Origin of the sequence: Lelliottia wanjuensis, from assembly GCF_030238365.1 — a bacterium.
Lineage (GTDB): Bacteria > Pseudomonadota > Gammaproteobacteria > Enterobacterales > Enterobacteriaceae > Enterobacter > Enterobacter wanjuensis.
Genome location: NZ_JASSOT010000065.1, coordinates 112,398 through 134,109 on the forward strand (window position 1 = coordinate 112,398; position 21,712 = coordinate 134,109).

21 protein-coding genes are annotated in these 21,712 nt (G+C 57.6%); 6 read left to right on the plus strand and 15 right to left on the minus strand.

The annotated features are described in order from the left end of the window. Window positions 1-24 precede the first annotated feature (24 nt). A complete protein-coding gene (locus tag QQF33_RS18495; RefSeq protein WP_285149117.1) occupies window positions 25-732 on the plus strand; it encodes a response regulator transcription factor in 708 nt (235 codons plus the stop codon). Continuing rightward, entirely contained in the window at window positions 716-2,188 is a 1,473-nt protein-coding gene (locus tag QQF33_RS18500) for a sensor histidine kinase (protein WP_285149118.1), read from the plus strand. The genes QQF33_RS18495 and QQF33_RS18500 overlap by 17 nt, the downstream gene beginning before the upstream one ends. A gap of 98 nt (window positions 2,189-2,286) precedes the next feature. Here QQF33_RS18500 and artJ read toward each other — a convergent pair whose 3' ends face one another. The 6 genes from artJ to QQF33_RS18530 all read right to left on the minus strand — a co-directional run bounded on the left by artJ (window position 2,287) and on the right by QQF33_RS18530 (window position 6,796). Then, on the minus strand, window positions 2,287-3,018 hold the full coding sequence (artJ, locus tag QQF33_RS18505; RefSeq protein WP_285149119.1) for an arginine ABC transporter substrate-binding protein ArtJ: 732 nt from the start codon (window positions 3,016-3,018) through the stop codon (window positions 2,287-2,289). A gap of 171 nt (window positions 3,019-3,189) precedes the next feature. Beyond that, entirely contained in the window at window positions 3,190-3,858 is a 669-nt protein-coding gene (gene artM, locus QQF33_RS18510) for an arginine ABC transporter permease ArtM (protein WP_285145462.1), read from the minus strand. Continuing rightward, window positions 3,858-4,574, minus strand: a complete 717-nt coding sequence (gene artQ, locus QQF33_RS18515) for an arginine ABC transporter permease ArtQ (RefSeq protein WP_285149120.1) — start codon at window positions 4,572-4,574, stop codon at window positions 3,858-3,860. Before artQ ends, artM begins: the two co-directional genes overlap by 1 nt. Window positions 4,575-4,580: 6 nt before the next feature. Beyond that, window positions 4,581-5,312, minus strand: coding sequence for an arginine ABC transporter substrate-binding protein ArtI (gene artI / locus QQF33_RS18520; RefSeq protein WP_095281402.1), 732 nt, complete (start codon window positions 5,310-5,312; stop codon window positions 4,581-4,583). A gap of 19 nt (window positions 5,313-5,331) precedes the next feature. Beyond that, the gene (gene artP, locus QQF33_RS18525) at window positions 5,332-6,060 is read right to left on the minus strand and encodes an arginine ABC transporter ATP-binding protein ArtP (RefSeq protein WP_282492335.1); all 729 of its coding nucleotides are present in this window, start codon (window positions 6,058-6,060) and stop codon (window positions 5,332-5,334) included. A 217-nt stretch (window positions 6,061-6,277) separates the two neighbouring features. Beyond that, window positions 6,278-6,796, minus strand: a complete 519-nt coding sequence (locus QQF33_RS18530) for a lipoprotein (RefSeq protein ID WP_282492336.1) — start codon at window positions 6,794-6,796, stop codon at window positions 6,278-6,280. A gap of 107 nt (window positions 6,797-6,903) precedes the next feature. On the opposite strand from QQF33_RS18530, the gene QQF33_RS18535 reads away from it, so the two are divergent. Then, on the plus strand, window positions 6,904-7,227 hold the full coding sequence (locus QQF33_RS18535; protein ID WP_012016782.1) for a heavy metal-binding domain-containing protein: 324 nt from the start codon (window positions 6,904-6,906) through the stop codon (window positions 7,225-7,227). Beyond that, window positions 7,224-8,051 (plus strand): N-acetylmuramoyl-L-alanine amidase, encoded by an 828-nt coding sequence (locus QQF33_RS18540; RefSeq protein ID WP_285158396.1) that lies wholly within the window; start codon window positions 7,224-7,226, stop codon window positions 8,049-8,051. Before QQF33_RS18535 ends, QQF33_RS18540 begins: the two co-directional genes overlap by 4 nt. Here QQF33_RS18540 and QQF33_RS18545 read toward each other — a convergent pair whose 3' ends face one another. The 4 genes from QQF33_RS18545 to poxB form a co-directional block, all read right to left on the minus strand. Continuing rightward, complete coding sequence (locus tag QQF33_RS18545; protein ID WP_095284225.1) at window positions 8,052-9,065, minus strand: NAD-dependent epimerase/dehydratase family protein; 1,014 nt, start codon at window positions 9,063-9,065, stop codon at window positions 8,052-8,054. A 92-nt stretch (window positions 9,066-9,157) separates the two neighbouring features. Then, entirely contained in the window at window positions 9,158-10,594 is a 1,437-nt protein-coding gene (locus QQF33_RS18550) for an SDR family oxidoreductase (RefSeq protein ID WP_285149122.1), read from the minus strand. 10 nt (window positions 10,595-10,604) lie between these two features. Beyond that, entirely contained in the window at window positions 10,605-11,606 is a 1,002-nt protein-coding gene (gene ltaE / locus QQF33_RS18555) for a low-specificity L-threonine aldolase (protein WP_285158397.1), read from the minus strand. 38 nt (window positions 11,607-11,644) lie between these two features. Beyond that, window positions 11,645-13,363, minus strand: coding sequence for a ubiquinone-dependent pyruvate dehydrogenase (poxB, locus tag QQF33_RS18560; protein ID WP_285149124.1), 1,719 nt, complete (start codon window positions 13,361-13,363; stop codon window positions 11,645-11,647). Between the two features lie 152 nt (window positions 13,364-13,515). Between poxB and QQF33_RS18565 the strand changes: the two genes are divergently transcribed. Continuing rightward, on the plus strand, window positions 13,516-13,950 hold the full coding sequence (locus tag QQF33_RS18565; protein WP_285145455.1) for a DoxX family protein: 435 nt from the start codon (window positions 13,516-13,518) through the stop codon (window positions 13,948-13,950). Between the two features lie 103 nt (window positions 13,951-14,053). Here the strand turns inward: QQF33_RS18565 and hcr are convergent, their stop codons facing one another. The 4 genes from hcr to aqpZ form a co-directional block, all read right to left on the minus strand. Next, complete coding sequence (gene hcr, locus QQF33_RS18570) at window positions 14,054-15,022, minus strand: NADH oxidoreductase (protein WP_285158398.1); 969 nt, start codon at window positions 15,020-15,022, stop codon at window positions 14,054-14,056. A 10-nt stretch (window positions 15,023-15,032) separates the two neighbouring features. Next, on the minus strand, window positions 15,033-16,685 hold the full coding sequence (gene hcp / locus QQF33_RS18575; RefSeq protein ID WP_285158399.1) for a hydroxylamine reductase: 1,653 nt from the start codon (window positions 16,683-16,685) through the stop codon (window positions 15,033-15,035). A gap of 143 nt (window positions 16,686-16,828) precedes the next feature. Then, complete coding sequence (locus QQF33_RS18580) at window positions 16,829-17,728, minus strand: lysine exporter LysO family protein (RefSeq protein ID WP_285149127.1); 900 nt, start codon at window positions 17,726-17,728, stop codon at window positions 16,829-16,831. Between the two features lie 190 nt (window positions 17,729-17,918). After that, window positions 17,919-18,620, minus strand: a complete 702-nt coding sequence (aqpZ, locus tag QQF33_RS18585) for an aquaporin Z (protein WP_255411544.1) — start codon at window positions 18,618-18,620, stop codon at window positions 17,919-17,921. Between the two features lie 366 nt (window positions 18,621-18,986). Here aqpZ and QQF33_RS18590 point away from each other — a divergent pair, with 366 nt between their 5' ends. Beyond that, a complete protein-coding gene (locus QQF33_RS18590; RefSeq protein ID WP_285158400.1) occupies window positions 18,987-20,645 on the plus strand; it encodes an ATP-dependent endonuclease in 1,659 nt (552 codons plus the stop codon). On the opposite strand, the gene QQF33_RS18595 is transcribed toward QQF33_RS18590, so the two are convergent. Then, the gene (locus QQF33_RS18595; protein WP_285158401.1) at window positions 20,642-21,598 is read right to left on the minus strand and encodes a VirK/YbjX family protein; all 957 of its coding nucleotides are present in this window, start codon (window positions 21,596-21,598) and stop codon (window positions 20,642-20,644) included. The genes QQF33_RS18590 and QQF33_RS18595 overlap by 4 nt on opposite strands. Window positions 21,599-21,712 lie beyond the last annotated feature (114 nt).

Here is a 21,712-nt window from a genome sequence, read left to right on the forward strand (position 1 = left end):
TTCAAGATGAATTAAGGCTTACCGATGAAGCAGATCCTGCTGGTGGAAGATGACAGCGATATCGCATCCCTTTTGCGATTAAACCTCGAAGACGAAGGCTATGCGATCACGCACGAAGCGGACGGCGCGCGGGCGCTGGAACGAATTGACCAGGCCCACTGGGACGCGGTGATCCTCGATCTGATGCTCCCGAACGTTGACGGACTGGAGATTTGCCGCCGCATCCGCCAGCTCACCCGCTATCTGCCAATCATCATCATCAGCGCCCGCAGCAGTGAAACCGACCGCATCACCGGCCTCGAAACCGGTGCCGACGACTACCTGGCCAAACCCTTCTCCGTGCAGGAGCTGATCGCGCGCATTAAAGCCCTGTTTCGCCGCCAGCAGGCGATGGGGCAGGCGCAGGCCAATGACACCATTTCAGCCCACGGCCTGACCCTCGATCCGCTCTCGCGCAGCGTGCGTCTGCACGGCAAAGAGGTGGATCTCACGCCGCGCGAATTCGAACTGCTCTGGTTTTTTGCCCGACATCCGGGCGAAGTATTCTCGCGCCTCGCGCTGCTGGAGCAGGTCTGGGGCTATCAGCACGAAGGCTACGAGCACACCGTTAACACCCACATCAACCGCCTGCGGATAAAAATCGAAAAAGATGCCGCCGAGCCGGAAATCATTCGCACCGTCTGGGGCAAAGGCTACAAATTTGCGGAACTGAACCATGATGCGACGTCTTAGCCTCAGCCAGCGGCTGACGCTGCTGTTTATCCTGCTGCTGATCCTCTGCGCCTCCGTCGCCTGCGTGGTGCAGCTTTACGCCAGCATGCAGTACGGCAACGCGATGGTGCAGCGCCTGTCCAGTGGACTGGCGCAGCAGATTGTCCAGCGCGAACCAGTGCTCGATGCGCAGGGGCAGGTCGATCGCAGCCGCCTGAAACCGCTGTTCGATCGGCTGATGACCTTTAACCCGAGCGTGGAGCTGTATGTGATCTCGCCCGACGGCGATCTGCTGGCGGACGCCGCGCCGCCGGGGCATATCCAGCGCCAAAAAATCGCGATGGCACCGGTGCAAACTTTTCTCAGCGGTACCAGTTGGCCGGTGTATGGCGACGATCCCCGGAGCCTCGATAAGCAGAAAGTGTTCAGCGTGACGCCGCTGAGACAGGGCGGGGAGCTGCGCGGGTATCTGTATATCATCCTGCAGGGCGAGGAGTTTAACGCCCTGGCGGACATGGCGTGGCACAAGACGCTGTGGAGTACGGCGATGTGGTCCCTGCTGGTGGCGGCGATGTTTTCCCTGCTGGCGGGAGGGCTGGTCTGGTTCTGGGTGACGCGGCCGGTGAAGCGGCTGACGGCGGAGGTTTCCGGGCTGGAGCAGGACAGCATCAGCGCCATTAAACAGCTCGCAGCGCAAACGCCGGAACCGGGTACGGCGGATGAGGTCACGCAGCTGCGCAATACCTTTATCGAGCTGGCGCGACAGATCACCGCTCAGTGGGACAAACTGGCCGACAGCGACCGCCAGCGCCGGGAGTTCATCGCCAATATCTCTCACGATTTACGCACGCCGCTGACGTCGTTGCTGGGTTATCTGGAAACCCTGTCGCTGAAATCCGCCACCCTGAGCGCGGAGCAGCATCAGCAGTATCTGGCGACGGCCCTGCGCCAGGGGCAGAAGGTGCGCCATCTTTCGCAGCAGCTGTTTGAGCTGGCACGGCTGGAGCACGGTGGCATCAAGCCGCAGCGCGAGCGTTTTGCGATGGCGGAGCTGATCTCCGACGTGGCGCAGAAATTCGAGCTGACCACCCAGACGCGCCAGCTGCGGCTGCATATCGACGTGCCGGGGCCGCTGCCGCTGGTGTTTGCTGATGTGTCGATGATCGAGCGGGTAGTGACGAATCTGCTGGATAACGCGGTGCGCCATACGCCGTCGGGCGGGGATATTCGTCTGTCTGTGTGGCAGGAGAATGAGCAACTGCAGGTGGAAGTGACCGACAGCGGGCCGGGGATTGACGAGTCGTTACGTGAGGATCTGTTCCAGCGGCCATCAGCGTTAAACCCGCAGGCATCGCGTGAGAATCGCGGTGGGCTGGGGTTGTTGATTGTGAAACGGATGCTGGAGCTGCATGGGGGCGGGATAGCTTTGCAGGATTTTGAACCGGGGGCGAAGTTTAGGTTTTATGTTCCTCTGTAAGAGGTGCCAGGTGGCGCTTACGCTTACCCGGCCTACAAAAACCCCCGATCCCGTAGGCCGGGTAAGGCGTAGCCGCCACCCGGCAAAAACTCGCACAATTACTGCGGGAACCACTGGTCGCTAATTTTCTGATACGTCCCGTCAGTTTTAATCGCTTTCAGCGCGCCGTTCAGTTTTTCCAGCAACGCTTTATTATCCGGACGAACCGCGATACCCAGACCGGTGCCGAAATACTGTGCGTCGGTCACTTTCTCCGTCGCCGTACCCAGCTGCGGATTGGTTTTCAGCCACTCGTTCACCACCGCCGTGTCGCCAAACACGCCATCGATACGGCCATTTTTCAGGTCGATGATCGCGTTCTGGTAGCTGTCATACGCCACGGTTTTCACTTCCGGATGCTTATCCTGCAGGTATTTCTGGTGCGTGGTGCCGTTTTCCATGCCGATGCGTTTGCCTTTCAGCTGCTCAAAAGAGCTGAACGCCCCTTTCTTCGCAATCACCACCGCCGAGTTGGCGTAGTACGGGTCGGTAAAGGAGACCTGCTTGCTGCGCTCTGGCGTGATGTCCATTCCGGAAATCACCGCGTCGTATTTTTTGAATTTCAGAGACGGGATCAGGCTGTCGAACGCGTGGTTGGTAAAGGTACAGTCGGCCTGCATCTGTTTGCACAGCGCTTTGGCGAGATCGATATCAAAACCGACGATCTGGTTGCTGGCATCCAGCGATTCGAACGGTGGATAAGTGGCTGAAACGCCGAAATTGATTTTATCAGCGGCCGATGCGCCTGCGGCGAGGGTTGCCAGTAATGCAGCCAGAACTAACTTTTTCATTTTAATGCTCCCGTCTGTCAATCTTGTCATTATGCGCCGTGTCTGCGGCATGGACGTACAATGCCAGTTAATGAATTTGTATGCAATAAATATGATTAAGTATTTTCATTGAGATAAAAAAAACGGGCAGCCGTTAGACTTACCCGTTTTCGTGATGCAGTTATTATGCAGTTAGTTGCGACGTTCGAAGGCCAGCGCTTTGCTCTCAATGAGGCGCATCAGCAGCGTCAGCAGGCCGTTCACCACCAGATAAACCAGACCCGCCGCGCCAAAGACCATCACGTCATAGGTGCGTCCGTAGAGCAGCTGCCCGTGGCCCATCACTTCCATCAGCGTGATGGTGTAGGCCAGCGAGGTACTTTTAAACACCAGCACCACTTCGTTGGAATACGAAGAGAGCGCGCGTTTAAAGGCATACGGCAGCAGGATCGCCAGAGTGTCTTTCTTGCTCATCCCCAGCGCACCGCAGGACTGCCATTGTCCTTCCGGAATAGCGCGAATCGCACCATAGAACAGCTGAGTGGTATAGGCAGCACTGTTCAGGGAGAGCGCAATCAGGGCGCACAGCCACGGTTCAGACAGCAGATGCCAGATGACCGGATAGTTCTGCAGCGACGGGAACTGGCCCGGTCCGTAGTAAATCAGGAAGATCTGCACCAGCAGCGGCGTGCCGGTAAACAGGGTGATATAGGCGCGAACCACCCATACCAGCACCGGCGTTTTCAGCGTCAGAACGATGGTGAAAAAGAGTGCCAGAATCAGAGCCACCACGATGGACGCCACGGTCAGCGTCAGGCTGGTGTGCAGCCCTTTCATCAGCTCCGGTAAATACTCAAGCATCAGCCAGGTCTCCGTTCAAAACGCGTTGCGCGCAAGTCAATACGTTTAAGAACGTACTGGCTCAGCAACGTGATCACCAGGTAGATAGCCGCCGCAACGATATACCAGGTGAAAGGCTCCTGGGTGCGGGTGGCGATGCTTTTGGTTTGCAGCATTAAATCGTTGACGCTGATCAGGCTGACCAGCGCGGTATCTTTCAACAGCACCAGCCACTGATTGCCCAGCCCTGGCAGGGCATGACGCCACATCTGCGGCATCACCAGGCGGAAGAAGATTGCCGCTTTCGATAACCCCAGCGCCTGGCCGGATTCCCACTGGCCGACCGGCACCGCTTTCAGCGCGCCGCGCAGCGTCTGGGACGCATAGGCGGAGTAGAGCAGGGAAAGGGCGATCACGCCGCACAGGAACGGGCTGACGTCGAAGTTCTCAATCTGGATCTGCACCGGGATCTGCGCAAAGCCGAGATTAATCGTGAAGCCGTCCGACAGCATCAGCAGCAGCTGTGACGAGCCGAAATAGATAAACAGGACCACCAGGATTTCCGGCAGCCCGCGCAGAATGGTCACCAGCCCTGAGCCCGCCCATGCGACCGGGCGCCATTTGGCTGACTCCCACACCGCAAAGAACATCGCCAGCACCAGGCCGATAATGAGTGCGCAAACGGCAAGGCCGACGGTCATCCCGGCGGCGCTTGCTAATGGAAAAAGTTCGTTCATCAGATCTTACTTCTGGAACCATTTGGAATAGATGGTCTGGTAAGTACCGTCTTTTTTCACTTTATCCAGCGCAGTATTGAGTTTCTGCTGCAGGTCGGTGTTGCCCTGACGAACGGCGATGCCAAGACCCGTACCGAAGTAATCTTTGTCCGTCACTTTATCGCCGATAGCGGCCAGTTTCGGCTCCGCTTTCAGCCACTCGGTCACTACGGCAGTGTCACCGAATACCGCATCAATACGGCCATTCTGCATATCCAGCTTGGCGTTCATGTAGCTGTCGTAAGGCACAACGGTGATTTCCGGGTGCTTATCGGTGATGAATTTCTGGTGCGTGGAGCCGTTCTGCATCCCGACTTTTTTGCCTTTCAGCGCGGCGATATCGGCAATTTTGCCTTTCTGGCCGACGAACAGGGCAGAGTTTTCATAGTACGGCTGGGTGAACAGGACCTGCTTTTCACGCTCAGGGGTGATGTCCATACCGGAAATCACCGCGTCAAAACGACGGAACTTCAGGCTGGGAATCAGGCTGTCGAACGCCTGGTTGGTGAAGGTGCAGGTGGCGTCGATCTCTTTGCACAGGGCGTTAGCCAGATCCACGTCGAAGCCGACGATCTTATTGCTGGCGTCCATAGATTCAAACGGAGGATACGAGGCTTCCATGGCGAAACGAATGGTCTGTGCTGCGGTTGCGGAAAGGCTGACGCTAGCAAGCAGGGCGGCTATCAGTACTTTTTTCATTGTCATTTTCCCTAACACATCAGTGAGATAAATAGTTTTTAAAGGCGTCGGTTTGCGGGGCGGTAAAGCAGCTCGCATCACCTTGTTCAACAATATGACCGTTTTCCATGTACACCACGCGGCTGGCGGTTTTGCGCGCCACTTCCACTTCATGGGTGACGATCACCTGGGTGATATTGGTTTCGGCCAGCTCGCGTATAATGCTGACGATCTGGGCGGTAATTTCCGGATCCAGCGCGGCGGTCGGCTCATCGAACAGCAGCACCTGCGGCTCCATCATCAGCGCGCGGGCAATGGCAACACGCTGCTGCTGACCGCCGGAGAGATGCAGCGGATAGCGATCGCTGTAAGGTTTTAAGCGCAGACGTTCGAGCAGTTTTTCCGCACGGGCGAGGGCCCTTTCTTTGCTTAACCCCAGCACGCGGCAGGGCGCTTCGATCAGGTTTTGCTGCACGGTGAGGTGCGGCCAGAGATTGTATTGCTGAAACACCATGCCAACGTTCTGACGAAGAGAGCGAATCGCTTTATCGGAAGGGGCTTTGGTGAAATCGAAATGATTACCGGCGATATCGAGCTGGCCGGAACGTGGCATTTCAAGCAGATTGAGGACGCGCAGCAGTGAGCTTTTACCTGCGCCACTTGGGCCAAGCAAAACCAGCGTTTCGCCCTCTGGGCAGTTCAGCGTGATGTCGAACAGCGCCTGGTGTGCGCCGTAGAAGCAGTTAATGCCGTTTAGTTGAATACTCATCGGGGCAGTCTTTACTCATCCAGGCAATCTATAGCAATTGAGGCCGCAGATAGTACCGTTGACAGAATAGTTATGCAATATTTATGCGTTAAAAGTTAAATATAAACCGTATTCAGGTTTAAACATAGCACAAAATCGCGTACGGCTATGGGCGCGAGTATAAATGTCGGCATTCCTCACGAAATGCCGCACATTTTACGGGGGAAACCATTCTGAACTAACGATTCTCGATCGACTGGCGAAGCGTACCGGCAGGGGCGTGGACGCTGCCGCCGATGTAACGCACGTCGTCGATGGCCCAGCACTGGCCCTCGCGGATCATCAGAACTTCATCCTGCCAGGTCTGGCTGCCCTGGGTCAGTTTGACCCGCAGCGGAATGTTGCGTGCGTCGGTGTTCGGGATGGTGGAAGCGCTGGAAACCTCGGCGCTGTCAGGCAGCGTGGTACGGCTGGAGAACGGATCGGATTTGAGCAGCGCGTTATGCTGCGGATCGCGTGAAGCGTCGTTCAGCAGTTTCGCCAGATTATCACTCAGGTACGGGCGCAGGGCGGTGAGATCGCTGCTCTTGTGGGAAATACGGTAATCGTAGAACTGTTGAGCCACGGTGTCAGGGCCGCCGTCAATGCACGGACCGCTGCGTGTCCCGATATCCTTAAAAGCAGGGGTGACCGTGGTGGTGCAGGCGCTGAGCAGCAGCGCGCACGGCACTAAAAGCGTCAAAGCAGAATAGCGCATGTTGATTTCCTTAATGATTAACTATCCTTTCAATAATAGCGTAACGAACCGATAATGCTGTTGAGTTAGCCGCCTAAGGCATTGAACGCTAAAGAGGGAGATAAATGATGCAATTTTCCACAACCCCGACGCTGGAAGGACAACCGATTGTCGAGTATTGCGGCGTCGTGACCGGTGAAGCCATTCTTGGCGCGAATATATTCCGCGACTTTTTCGCCGGGATCCGCGATATCGTCGGCGGTCGTTCCGGAGCCTATGAGAAAGAGCTGCGCAAGGCGCGCGAAATCGCCTTTAAAGAGCTGGGCGAGCAGGCCAAAGCGCTGGGCGCGGATGCGGTCGTTGGCATTGATATCGACTACGAAACCGTCGGGAAAGACGCCAGCATGCTGATGGTGAGCGTCAGCGGGACGGCGGTGAAAACGCGCCGATGAAACGCGTATTATCGACACTCCTGCTGGCGCTGTTGCTGGCAGGCTGTGCGGAGAAAGGGATTATCGATAAAGGGGCCTATGAGCTGGACACCCGCCATCAGGCGCAGGCCGCGTATCCGCGCATTAAAGTGCTGGTGATCCACTACACCGCCGATGATTTTGACAGCTCGCTGGCGACGCTCACGGACAAAAACGTCAGCTCCCACTATCTCATCCCTGCGAATCCCCCTCAGCCATCGGGCAAACCGCGCATCTGGCAGCTGGTGCCGGAAAAAGAGTTAGCCTGGCATGCGGGGATCAGTTTCTGGCGCGGGACCAACCGCATCAACGATACCTCGATTGGCATTGAGCTGGAAAACCGCGGCTGGCAAAAATCGAACGGCGAGAAAACCTTTACGCCCTTTGAACCGGCGCAAATCGCGGCGCTGATCCCTCTCGCCAAAGACATTATCGCCCGCTACAACATCAAGCCCGAGAACGTGGTGGCCCATTCGGATATCGCCCCCCAGCGCAAAGACGATCCCGGCCCGCTGTTCCCGTGGCAGAGGCTGGCCCAGCAGGGCATCGGTGCCTGGCCCGATCCCGCGCGCGTGACCTTTTATCTCAATGGAAAGTCGAAGTATGAGCCCGTCGACACGGCAGCGCTGCTCGATCTGCTGACGCGCTACGGCTACGAAGTGCCGGATAACAGCACCGCGGCGCAGCAAAAGCGGGTGATTATGGTCTTCCAGATGCACTACCGTCCCGAGCTCTGGAACGGTATTGCCGATGCTGAAACGCTGGCGATTGCTAGAGCGTTATTAGAGAAGTACGGGCAGGGGTAATTAGCGGTGCAGTTTGCCGTGATCCCGCAGCCACGCCGCCGTGCGCACGATCCCTTCATCGAGAGTAACGATCGGCTGATAGCCCAGCTCGGTCTCGGCGCGCGTGGTGTCCAGCGTAAAATCGAAGTTCAGCTTTGACACGCCGTAGTGCGTCAGGGCCGGTTCTTTCGCCGATTTATTGCCAAAACGTTCCATGCTGCGGGCGATCATATCCAGCATCGGGTAGGGCACAGAACGAATGCGGCAGTGGATGTTCAGCTCATCAATCAGGCGCTGGACGATACTGCGCAACGTTTGCGGTTCGCCGTTGGTGATGTTGTAGGCGCGACCGGAGACCAGGTGATCGCACTCGGTCTGGCTCGCCAGCCACATCGCGTGCACCGCGTTTTCGTAGTAGGTCATATCCACCAGCGCATCGCCGCCGCGCGGCAACAGCACGCTGCCGTAGTGGTGCATCATCTGCGCCAGGCGCGGGATAAACACCTTGTCGTGTGGCCCAAACAGGCTCTGCGGACGCAGAACGGTAAAGCGGGTGTGCGGGTTGGACTGCGCGAGCAGATCGATCACCTCTTCGCTGGCCGCTTTGCTGCGCGCGAACTCACAGGCGAAACGCGCCGGGCGGAAATCTTCCTGAATATCGCGATGGTGGTGATAGTCAAAATAGAGCGACGGGGAGGAGATATGCACGAAGTTGCGCACGCCCCAGGCCACGGCCCATTCGCCGAGACGGCGGGTAGCGCGAACGTTAGCCAGGTCGAACGCCTGCTGCGTTCCCCACGGCGAGGTAAAACTGGAGCAGTGCCACAGTGTGTCGATACCGGCGAGCATGGCTTTGGCTTGCGAGGAAACCAGCTCCGTCAGATCGGCGTGGATAAATTCCGCGCCCATTTTTTGCAGGAGTTTACCCATCGCTTCGTTACGACCGGTAGCTCTGACGCTAATGCCTTTCTGACGCAAAAACTCGACCGCATTTCGACCTAAGCCGCTGGTGGCGCCGGTAACCAGTACCTTCATATCTATCCACTGTGTTGAAAAGAATTTCGTGCGCATTCTTCCGTGAATTACGTCATGTTGCAATGGGAAAGGTGAAAGAATCAGAGGATTAATCAGACTTTTTCCGTCATTCCTTCTGCAAGATGCGCAATACGCTTCGCCATACCCCGGAAGATGAACAGATGCGCCGGGATCATAAACAGCCAGTAGAACAGCCCCGGCATGCCGTGCGGGTGCCACCAGGCGCGAACGTCCAGCTCGCGGTGATCGCCTTTGTCCTTCAACGTAAAGCATAGACGACCCAGGCCGGGGGCTTTCATGCCGAACAGCAGCGCCAGCTGTTTTTCCGGCTCGACGATGATCACCTTCCAGCTGTCGACGGCGTCACCGGTCTGTAAATACGGGTGCGCAGGGCGGCCTTTTGCCAGCTTATGCCCGACCAGCAGATCCATCATTCCGCGCGTGTCCCAGAGAATGTTGCCGAAGAAATAGCGCTCTTTGCCGCCGATCTGGTTAATGACTTCCCACAGCGCGGCGAGGCTGGCGGTGGTTTTCACCGTGCAACCGGCCTGCTTCGGGTAGTAGCCATACTCCGGTCGCCAGCGGGCAAAGGCCTGGGCGTCGTACCCCCAGTCGCTGGAGTTCATCAGCTCCTCTTCCTCTTTGAGGGTGTGGCGCACCGCGTCGTCAAAGCGGGTCAGATCCTGCGGAATCAGCGCCCGCAGTTCGCGGTCGTCGGCCAGCAGATCGTGCTTCAGCCCCTGGATCAGCGCCTTGGCGGTGGTCGGGGGAACCGAAGTGATCACGTTCAGGAACCACACCGAAATCCAGCGGGTGGGGAAGGGGATGGGTACCAGCCAGCGACGACGGCCGCTGACGGTCATGAAGTGTTCGAACTGCTCCTGATAGCTGAGGACTTCCGGCCCGGCCGCTTCCAGCACGCGATGGGTTTGTGTGGGATGATTCAGCAGTTCCACCAGATAGTGCAGCAGGTTTTCCAGCGCAATCGGCGTGGTGCGCGAACGCACCCAACGAGGCGGCGTGAGCACCGGCAGGTTGTAGACCATATCGCGCATCACTTCGAAGGCCGCGGAACCGGCGCCGACGATAATGCCCGCCCGCAGTTCCGTCACCGGGATCTCCGCGCTGCGCAGCATTTCGCCCGTCAGCTGACGGGCGCGCAGATGGTCGGACTGTTCGTTTTCTGGTGCCTGGAGTGAGCTGAGGAAAATAATCTGCTTCACCGGCGTCTGGAGCAGCGCATCGCGCACGTTCAGCGCCACCTGGCGCTCATGGGCGATAAAGTCACCGCCTTCGCCCATGCTGTGCACCAGATAATAGAGCGTATCGACGCCTTCCAGCAGCGCGGGCAGCTCCTTCGGCCAGTTGAGATCCACCGCGTGGCAGGTGACGTTGGGCAGATTAAGTTTTTGCAGGCGTTCCACATTACGTGCCGCCGCCAGCACCTGATGACCGTGCTGGCTGAGCGCTGTCGTCAGATGTTGACCGATATACCCGCTGGCGCCGAGCACCAGAATTCGTTGCGACACGTCATGCTCCTTAACGCTGTAAAAAGGCCTGCCAGTGTTTGACCACTTCCGCCAGCTGCTCGCGGCTCACATCGAGGTGCATTACCAGACGCACAATCGGTGAGGCGTTCATCAGCACGCCGTGGGCTTTCATATACTCGCCCAGCGCCGCCGCATTCTCTTCGCCGACGCGAACGAACAGCATATTGGTGTCGTGACGCATCACATCCACGCCGATCTCGCGCAGCTGCGTCGCCATCCAGGCGGCGTTGTCGTGATCTTCTTTCAGACGAGCGACGTTATTTTTCAGGGCGTACAGCCCGGCCGCCGCCAGAATCCCGGCCTGACGCATTCCGCCGCCGGTCATTTTACGCCAGCGGTTAGCGCGCTTAATGTAGTCCGCGTTCCCGACCAGCAGGGAGCCGACCGGCGTCCCCAGCCCTTTCGACAGGCAGATGGTGAACGAATCGCAGTACTGAGTGATCTCTTTCAGCTCGCAGCCATACTCCACCACGGCGTTAAAGATACGCGCCCCGTCGACGTGCAGGCCCAGTTTGCGCTCGCGGGTGAATTCCCACGCGGCTTTGAGATACTCGCGCGGCAGCACTTTGCCGTTGTGGGTATTTTCCAGACTCAGGAGTTTGGTGCGGGCAAAGTGGATATCGTCGGCTTTGATTTTGGCCGCCACTTTATCGAGCGGCAGGGAGCCGTCAGCGGCGGCGTCGATAGGCTGCGGCTGAATGCTGCCGAGCACCGCCGCGCCACCGGCTTCGTACAAATAGTTATGCGCGCCCTGGCCGACGATATACTCTTCGCCGCGCTCGCAGTGGCTGAGCAGCGCCACCAGGTTAGCCTGAGTGCCAGTCGGCAGGAACAGCGCCGCCTGTTTACCGCTTAATTCGGCGGCGTAGCGCTGGAGTTCATTGACGGTGGGATCGTCACCGTAAACGTCATCCCCGACCGGGGCGGCCATCATCTCTTCGAGCATGGCGCGACTCGGACGGGTAACGGTATCACTGCGTAAATCAATCATGGCATTTCCCTGTGTTTTAAAAGGCAATGCCGACTGTTTTACCTGAGCCAGTTGGTTTTTGCCAGTTCGATAACCTCGTCGCCGCGCCCGCTGATAATGGCGCGCAGCATATACAGGCTAAAGCCTTTCGCCTGCTCCAGTTTGATCTGCGGCGGAATGGCCAGCTCCTCTTTGGCGACTACCACGTCCACCAGCACCGGGCCGTCGATGGAGAAGACGCGCTGTAGCGCTTCGTCAACCTCAGACGCTTTTTCCACACGGATGCCGGTGATCCCGCAGGCTTCAGCGATCTTCGCGAAGTTGGTGTCGTGGAGCTCGGTGCCGTCCGTCAGATAGCCCCCGGCTTTCATCTCCATCGCCACAAAACCTAACACGCTGTTGTTAAACACCACGATTTTGAGCGGAAGTTTCATCTGCACCACCGACAGGAAATCGCCCATCAGCATGCTGAACCCACCGTCACCGCACATCGCCACCACCTGACGCTCCGGCGCGGTGGCTTGCGCACCCAGCGCCTGCGGCATGGCGTTGGCCATCGAGCCGTGGTTGAAGGAGCCAATCAGGCGGCGTTTGCCGTTCATTTTCAGATAGCGTGCCGCCCAGACGGTCGGCGTGCCGACATCGCAGGTAAAAATCGCGTCGTCGCTCGCAAAATGGCTGATCTGCTGCGCGAGATACTGCGGGTGAATGGCTTTTTCGCTCGGTTTGGCGAGATCGTCCAGCCCTTTGCGCGCGTCTCGATAGTCGCTCAGCGCCTTGTCGAGGAACTTGCGATCGGTTTTCTCCTCCAGATGCGGGAGCAGGGCGGCCAGCGTCGATTTGATATCCCCGATCAGCGCCATATCGACTTTGCTGTGCGCGCCGATGCTGCCGGGATTGATATCGATTTGGATGATTTTGGCATCGTTTGGATAGAACGCGCGATAGGGGAACTGGGTGCCGAGCAACACCAGGGTGTCGGCGTTCATCATGGTGTGGAACCCGGACGAGAAGCCAATCAGGCCTGTCATGCCGACATCGTAAGGGTTGTCGTATTCCACATGTTCTTTGCCGCGCAGGGCGTGAACAATCGGCGCTTTAATTTTTCCGGCAAATTCCACTAACTCTTTATGCGCCCCCGCACAGCCGCTGCCGCACAGCAGGGCGATATTGCTGGAGTAGCGCAGGAGTTGCGCGAGTTTTTTCAGCTCCTCTTCCGCCGGTGTGACGACCGGCTGCGGAGCCTGATACCAGTGGGTGCTGGCCCCTTCTGGCGCAGCTTTGAGCGCCACGTCGCCCGGCAGGACCACCACCGACACGCCGCGGTTGAGGATCGCTTTGCGCATGGCGATCGCCATCACCTGCGGGATTTGCTCCGGCGTGGAGACCAGTTCGCAGTAGTGGCTACATTCACGGAACAGCTCCTGGGGATGCGTCTCCTGAAAATAGCCGCTGCCGATTTCGCTCGACGGAATATGCGCCGCAATCGCCAGCACCGGAACGTGGTTGCGATGGCAGTCGAAGAGACCGTTAATCAGATGCAGGTTGCCCGGCCCGCACGATCCTGCGCACACCGCCAGCTCGCCTGTCAGCTGCGCTTCTGCGCCTGCGGCAAAGGCCGCCACCTCTTCGTGACGGGTCGGCATCCAGTCGATGGTGCCCATTCGGTTGAGGCTGTCGCTTAAGCCGTTGAGGGAATCGCCGGTGACGCCCCAGATGCGTTTGACGCCCGCCTGTTCCAGGGTTTTTGCTACGTAGGCCGCTACGGTCTGTTTCATGGTTGTCCTTCTCCGTTTTGTGATAACGCTTACAAGCTTAGAAGAAACTGAGCGTTATGCCCGTTTAATGCCCCCGATTAATAGTGACTTTCTTTGTGCAACATTTCGTCATATTCTGCTGGGACACAGGGTGAAAACAGGAATCATTTCAGATGGTTAAATCATTGTTAATTGCTGTTAATAGAACGCTAACGCACGACGATTTTGGCAAGCTGTTATTACGTCTGGCGGTCGGCGGGCTGATGCTGTTTCACGGTCTGCACAAGCTGTTTGGCGGCGTGGGCTTTATCAGCGGCATGCTGGTGGCAAAAGGGCTGCCGGGGTTTATTGCCTATGGCGTGTTGATTGGTGAAGTAGTGGCACCGGTTCTGATTGTGCTGGGGATCCTGACGCGTCCGGCGGCGCTGGTGCTGGCGTTTACCATGATCGTCGCGTGGCTGATGGTCGGCACCGGCAAAACTTTCGCGCTGGATGCGGTTGGGGCCTGGGCGATTGAAAGCCTGGTCTATTTCTTCATCGGCGCGCTGGCCGTGGCGTTTATGGGGGCAGGGCGGTATGCGCTGGCGCGGGATCCGGCGTGGCGGTGAGATAAATAAAGCCGGGTGGTGGCTACGCCTTACCCGGCCTACAGGTGTATAAGATATCGTAGGCCCGGTAAGCGCAGCGCCACCGGGCACAACACGCACAAATTTATGCCAGAACCAAATCACCCTGCGGATGGCAGGAGCACGCCAGCACGTAACCCTCGGCAATTTCCGCGTCCGTCAGCGTCATGGTGCTGCTGACAGAATACTCACCTGAAACCACTTTCGTTTTACAACACCCGCACACGCCCGCGCGACAGGCGGCGACCACCGGAACCTTGTTGCTTTCCAGCGCTTCCAGCAGCGTGGTGCCAACGCGCCCGAAGAAGGTCTGGGCTGGCTGCAGTTTGGTGAATTTCACCCCGCTGGTAGCCGCATCGGCGACGGGCGTAAAGAACTGCTCCTTGAAGAAGCGAGTCACGCCGAGCGCTTTCACCTCTTTCTCCACGATCTCCATATAGGGCGCGGGGCCGCAGGTCATCACGGTGCGTGAGGCGATATCCGGCACGCTTTGCAGCAGTTCGCGGCTCAGACGACCCGCGACAAAACCATGGGTGGCGTTGTTTTCTGCCACCAGCGTCACCGGATAATTGCGCCACTCGTCGGCGAAAATCACATCCTCCGGCGAGCGCACGCTGAAGATCACCTGCACGTCGGCCTGCGGACGGTTTTTCGCCAGCCAGCGACGCATCGACATCACTGGCGTCACGCCGCAGCCTGCCGCCAGCATCAGGAATTTATCGTCGGCTTTGTCGTCGCAGACGAAATCCCCCTGCGCGTCGGAGAGCCACAGATAATCCCCGCGCTTCACTTCGTTGGTCAGCCATTGGGAACCGGCACCGTCGTCGATCCGCCGCACGGTGAGCGTGATGTACTCACTCACCCCCGGCGTTGAGGAGATCGTATAGGCGCGCAGAGTATCCGCCGAGTTGCGGACACTCACCAGCGCATACTGACCGGCGCGATACGGGTAAAAATCATGGCACAGCAGCGACAGCGTCCACACATCCGGCGTTTCCTGATGGATGTGATGAACCTGCATCCGCCACGGGCATTGTGAGGTTGGCATCGTCATGAAAAACTCCTTACGCGCTCAGCAGTTGCTGCATGTCTTCTTCAACGGTGGTCACAGAACGCAGACCAAATTTCTCGTTCAGTACCGCCAGCAGATCCGGGGTCAGGAAACCTGGCGCCGTCGGGCCCGTCACGATGTTGGTCACGCCGAGCGACAGCAGGGTCAGCAGGATCACGATCGCTTTCTGCTCGAACCACGAAAGCACCAGCGACAGCGGCAGATCGTTCACGCCGCAGCCCAGCTTCTCGGCCAGCGTCACCGCCAGAATGATCGCCGAGTAGGCGTCGTTACACTGACCGGCATCGATCAGACGCGGCAGGCCTTCGATATCGCCGAAGTCCAGTTTGTTGAAACGATATTTGCCGCACGCCAGGGTCAGGATCAGGCAGTCCTGCGGAACGTTGGTCGCAAAATCGGTGAAATAGTTGCGTTCCCCGCGTGCGCCGTCGCAGCCGCCGACCAGGAAGATGTGGCGCAGTTTTTCGCGGCTCACCAGGTCGATCAGCGAATCCGCCGCACCGAGCAGGGTTTCACGGCCAAAGCCGACGGTGATCAGGTGTTCGATTTCGCTGAACGGGAAGCCCGCCATTTGCTGCGCCTGGGTGATCACTGGACCGAAATCATCGCCCTCGAGGTGACTCACGCCCGGCCAGCCGACGATGCTGCGGGTCCAGATGCGATCGTCATAGGAGCCGACGGTCGGATCGATGATGCAGTTGGAGGTCATGACGATTGGGCCAGGGAAACGGGCGAACTCCACCTGCTGGTTCTGCCAGCCGCTGCCGTAGTTCCCGACCAGATGTTTGAATTTACGCAGCTCCGGGTAGCCGTGGGCAGGCAGCATTTCGCCGTGGGTGTAAACGTTCACGCCCGTGCCTTCGGTCTGTTGTAGCAGATTGTAGAGATCTTTCAGGTCGTGACCGGAAATCAGAATACATTTCCCGGCGGTGGCTTTGACGTTGACCTGAGTGGGGGTCGGGTGACCGTAGGTGCTGGTTTCGCCCGCGTCCAGAATGCTCATCACTTTGAAGTTCATCTGGCCGATTTCCATAGAGCACTCCAGCAGAGCGTTCATATCGGAAGGCCAGGTGCCGAGCCACGCCATGATTTTGTGGTACTGGGCGTAGATATCGTTGTCGTACTGGCCGAGAACGTGGGCGTGTTCCATGTAGGCCGCCGCCCCTTTCAGACCGTACAGGCACAGCAGACGCAGGCCGAGAATGTTCTCGCCAATCGCCGCTTTGTCTTTATTCGGGGTGAATTCCGCCGCCTGACGCTGCAGATCGCCTAGATCGTCGCTGACCAGTTGCAGGCCGGCCATTGGGTTGTCGACCGCAGCGCTGGCGTCGGCTTGCAGGCTTTGCGCTTTCAGCGCTTCGCGCAGGGCGATGGCTTCACGCGCGTAGCCCACGATACGTGGCGAATCGAAGTTGACGTTAGTCAGCGTCGAGAAGAAGGCGCGCGGGGCGAAGTTGTCGATGTAGTGGTCGACAATGCCGTATTCACGCGCTTTAGCCGCCCAGGCGGAGAGGCCTTGCAGGGCGGCAATCAGCAGATCTTGCAGGTCAGACGTTTCGGCGGTTTTCCCGCACATGCCCTGCGCGTAGGAGCAGCCGTTGCCGGCTGGGGTACGGATGGTTTGTTCACATTGCACACAAAACATAATCACACCTGTTAAAGTTATATTTGATATACATGTTTAAGGTTATGCCTGTGGTCGGACGGAGAAAAGGTCTTTCTGCTACAAAGTAAAGGGAGATTGATTTAACGCAATTTTGGCGGCAGAGACCTACCGCCAGAGAGGTATTATGCGGAGAAGAGCGCCATCAGAATCGGTACCAGCAGGCTCAGGATAAAGCCGTGAACGATGGCCGCCGGGACCAGCTCCAGGCCGCCGGAGCGCTGCAGGACGGGCAGAGTAAAGTCCATCGAGGTCGCACCGCACAGGCCGAGCGCCGTAGAGCGGCTTTTACGCACCAGGCCAGGAATGAGCATGATGGCGATAAGCTCCCGACCCAGATCGTTAAAGAATGAGGCGCTGCCAATCACCGGGCCAAAGGATTCCGTCATCAGAATACCGGACAGAGAATACCAGCCAAAACCGGAGGCCATCGCCAGCCCGGTTTTCAGCGGCAGATCGAGAATAAAGGCATTAATGACGCCGCCGACAAGCGAGCTGCCGACGACCACGACCGCAACGATCATTCCGCGTCGATTAAGCACGATCTGTTTTAGCGTCATGCCGTTATTGCGTAACTGAATGCCGATCAGGAATAAAAGGAAAATCAGGGTATATTCGCTGGCTTCGGTGGCGTGTTGTAAAAAGGCTAATCCGGTCAGGCCAAGCAAAAAACCGAGAACGACCACGCCGCATAATTTTAATGATTCCAGCGCCATCGCAATTCGCGAGGGTAATTTTTCCTGCTGGTGGTGATTAATCCATGGCAGCGAGCGCTCAAGCCAGAATAGCGCGGCAATATTGCATGCCAGAATAACCACAATCGTCACAACAGAATAATGGAGAATAGAGAGTAAATTGGCGGCCAGGTTATCCAGGAACGCAAGGCTTATTCCCATGAAAAACAGGATGACGTAGACAATCCAGCTGAGAAAGCGATTAATGAGTTTTAATGCCGACTCATGACGAAGGGGAATAAGGTAGCCCACTACCAGCGGCAGCAGAATGATTAAGAGTCCTGAAAACATGAACAGCCGGGTCCTTTTTGAATGTCCGAAGAGCGCCTGTGACACTACCCATTTTCGGCTGCGCAGTCAAAGTGCAAAAGAAAAGCCGGGTGGCGGCTACGCCTTACCCGGCCTACATTTTGCCTCGATCACGCTCTTGTAGGTCGGGTAAGGCGTAGCCGCCACCCGACACCACAGCGTACACAATCTATCAGTCGCGTTTTTCCAGCAGCGTACGGTACAGCAGCCCGCCGAGGATACCGCCGACAATCGGCATCACCCAGAACAACCACAGCTGCTGCAGCGCCCAGCCACCCTGGAAGATCGCCACTGCGGTGCTGCGCGCAGGGTTCACGGAGGTGTTGGTCACGGGAATGCTGATCAGGTGAATCAGGGTCAGCGCCAGGCCGATCGCAATCGGTGCGAAACCGGCGGGAGCGTGTTTATCAGTGGCACCGTGGATCACCAGCAGGAAGCCTGCGGTCAATACAATTTCAATCACAATCGCAGAGAGCATAGAGAAGCCGCCCGGAGAGTGCTCGCCATAGCCGTTAGAGGCAAAGCCGCTGGCTGCTGCGTCGAAGCCCGCTTTACCGCTGGCTACCACGTACAGAACCGCTGCCGCAATAATGCCGCCAACCACCTGCGCAATAATATAGCCAATCACGTCTTTCGCCGGGAAACGACCGCCGGCCCACAGACCTAATGTCACCGCCGGGTTAAAATGGCCGCCGGAAATATGACCGACAGCAAATGCCATCGTTAATACGGTTAAGCCAAAGGCTAATGCCACGCCCGCGAAACCAATACCTAATTCCGGGAATGCAGCTGCCAGAACGGCGCTACCGCAACCACCAAACACCAGCCAGAATGTACCAAAGCATTCTGCCGCTAATTTTCTAAACATAACCACCTCGTTAATTTCCGCGCGCTGTCCTGCGCGCGGGCTACTAAATCGCCTAAAGGGATGACGACTCAAAGAGCCATTATTTTAAAAACCAACAACACCCCTTCGCCAGTTAAATAAATCTGCTTAATTTGATTTATGGCAATGTGATGTTAATCCTTGTTCGAACTGGATGGATTTAAAGCATAGTCCAATTCGGAATGCGAAGTATCTTATGCGGACTAATATGTTTCAAACGAAAGTCGAGAAGCAAATTCTGATTTTTACCGCCAGCCCCGACATATTCGGTAAAGGTTAATGTGTCCTGTCGCCACACCTCCCGCTATACTGCTGATAACTTGAAGGAAAAAGTGAGCGTTTCAAGGGGGATGTATGTTTCTCGAACGTGTGGAGATCGTCGGGTTTCGCGGCATTAATCGCATATCGCTGATGCTGGAACAGAACAACGTGCTGATCGGCGAAAACGCCTGGGGTAAATCCAGCCTGCTGGATGCCTTAACCCTGCTGCTTTCGCCAGGCGCTGAGCTTTACAGCTTCGTTCGGGAGGACTTTTGGTTTCCGCCGGGGGATATTCTCGGGCGCGAGCACCACCTGCATATCGTTCTGACCTTTCGCGAGCTTGAACCTGGCCGTCATCGCGTGCGTCGTTATCGACCGCTTTCCCCCTGCTGGACGCCCTCGGATGATGGCTATCAGCGCATTTTTTACCGTCTGGAAGGCGAGCTGGCGGAAGACAACAGCGTCCTGACCCTGCGCGGGTTTATGGATGCCCGCGGGCAGCCGATTATTCTCGATGACATCGACGCCCTGGCCGGACACCTTGTGCGCCTGATGCCGGTGCTGCGCCTGCGGGATGCGCGCTTTATGCGCCGGATCCGCAACGGGGCGGTGCCGAATCTGCCTGAAGTGGAAGTCACCGCCCGCGAGCTGGATTATCTGGCGCGCGAACTGGTGGCGCGCCCGCAAAATCTGACCGACGGGCAGATTCGCCAGGGACTGTCGGCGATGGTTCAGCTGCTGGAGCACTACTTTTCCGAGCAGGGCACCTCACAAACTCACAACCGCCTGATGCGCCGTCGTTCCCACGACGAGCAGCGCAGCTGGCGCTATCTGGATATCATCAACCGCATGATCGACCGGCCCGGCGGGCGGGCGCATCGGGTGATCCTGCTGGGCCTGTTCTCCACGCTGCTGCAGGCGAAAGGCTCGGTGCGCCTGGACCGCGACGCGCGTCCGCTGCTGCTGGTGGAAGACCCGGAGACGCGGCTGCATCCCATCATGCTCTCTGTTGCGTGGCACCTTCTGAATCTCTTACCGCTCCAGCGCATTACCACCACCAATTCCGGCGAACTGCTCTCCCTTACGCCGGTGGAACATGTCTGCCGTCTGGTGCGCGAATCGTCCCGCGTTACCGCGTTTCGTCTTGGACTGGGGGGATTAAGCCCGGAAGACGGTCGGCGGATCGCGTTTCACATCCGCTTTAACCGCGCATCGTCGCTGTTTGCCCGCTGCTGGCTGCTGGTCGAAGGGGAGACGGAAACCTGGGTGATTAACGAACTGGCGCGCCAGTGCGGCCACCATTTCGACGCTGAAGGGATCAAAGTCATTGAGTTTGCCCAGTCGGGATTAAAACCGCTGATCAAATTCGCCCGCCGGATGGGCATCGAGTGGCATGTGCTGGTGGATGGCGACGAGGCCGGGAAAAAATACGCCAGCACCGTGCGCGGTTTGCTGAACAACAACCGGGAAGAGGAGCGCGAGCACCTCACGGAATTACCGGCGATGGATATGGAACACTTTATGTATCGCCAGGGATTCAGCGATGTCTTTCATCGCGTCGCCATGATTTCGCCGGACGTGCCGATGAATATGCGACGGGTCATCGCCAAAGCGATTCATCGTTCATCGAAGCCGGATCTGGCCATTGAAGTGGCGGCGGAAGCGGGAAGAAGAGGGGTGGACGCGGTGCCGACGTTGCTGCGCAAAATGTTCTCCCGCGTGCTGTGGCTGGCACGCGGGAAAGCCGATTAGCTGCGGGCTGCCTGATTGACCTGAGCGATCAGGCTGTCCAGCAGTTCGTAGCGGCGGCGGTATTCGGAGCGTTTCTTGCTCGCGATCTCTTCCATTGGTTTACGCGCCATCGCCAGCGGCAGCTGGAAGTGGCCGCTCTTCTGCGCTTCGCCACCTAACGAGAGCCAGAAGCTGTCGTAATCCGCCAGCAGTTTGCCCTCTTTTTTCTTGCGGTAGCGCCAGCTGCGATAGATATGCGTATGGTTGCTGACCGCCATAATTTGCTCGACCGGGAACGCCGCGCCCAGCGTCATCGCCGCTTCCACCAGCAGACGTTTCGGGAACAGACCGTGGCAGGCTTTGGTAGCGCCCTGGATCAGTTCGTGAGGCACAAAAGACTTCGCCCCTTGCAGGCCACCGATAAACAGGGTGGTTTTCCCGTCGCGCTGACAGAGCGTAAACGTCATCTCAGCCAGCACCGTATTCTGGTGATCGCAAAACGCCAGCGTCGCTTCGCCCTCTTTATCGAGGAATGCGTCGGCGCACAGACGGATCCTAAACTGCTGTTCGTCTTTGCCGGTCAGCGTCAACAAGGTGACACCTTGTTTTGATAAATAGCCGTTCATCAGCGCTGCCGGAAGGGTTTTGCTCATGGTCTGGTAGTGCCAGTTCAGCGCCTCGAGGGCTTTCTGACGGCTCATGTCTACCGAAAGCCAGGGACGATGCAGACGGCACGGCAGCCCTGGCTGCACTTTCAACATTTGCATTAACCGCGGCTGTTTTGCCAGGCTTGCCAGCAGGCGCGCGGTGCTGAACGGTGCCGCAAGTGTACGCAGCATGAATTTACGCCGATAAGCGGGGTTTTGCCACGCAAGCCCTGGCGTTAATTCGCCGGATGCAAGGCTCTGGAAAAGCTGCCAGCCCGATTTTGGCTGAGAACGTTGGGAAGAAGGTATATCGGCGATGGAAGACATGATTATTCCTGGCTTCTGGATGAGATCGCTATTTCAGCAGGGGTTTAATCAACATCTCGTCAACAAACGGGTTGAGAGACAAAAAACGGGGGTTTCGTTGAGGAACAGTTTAGT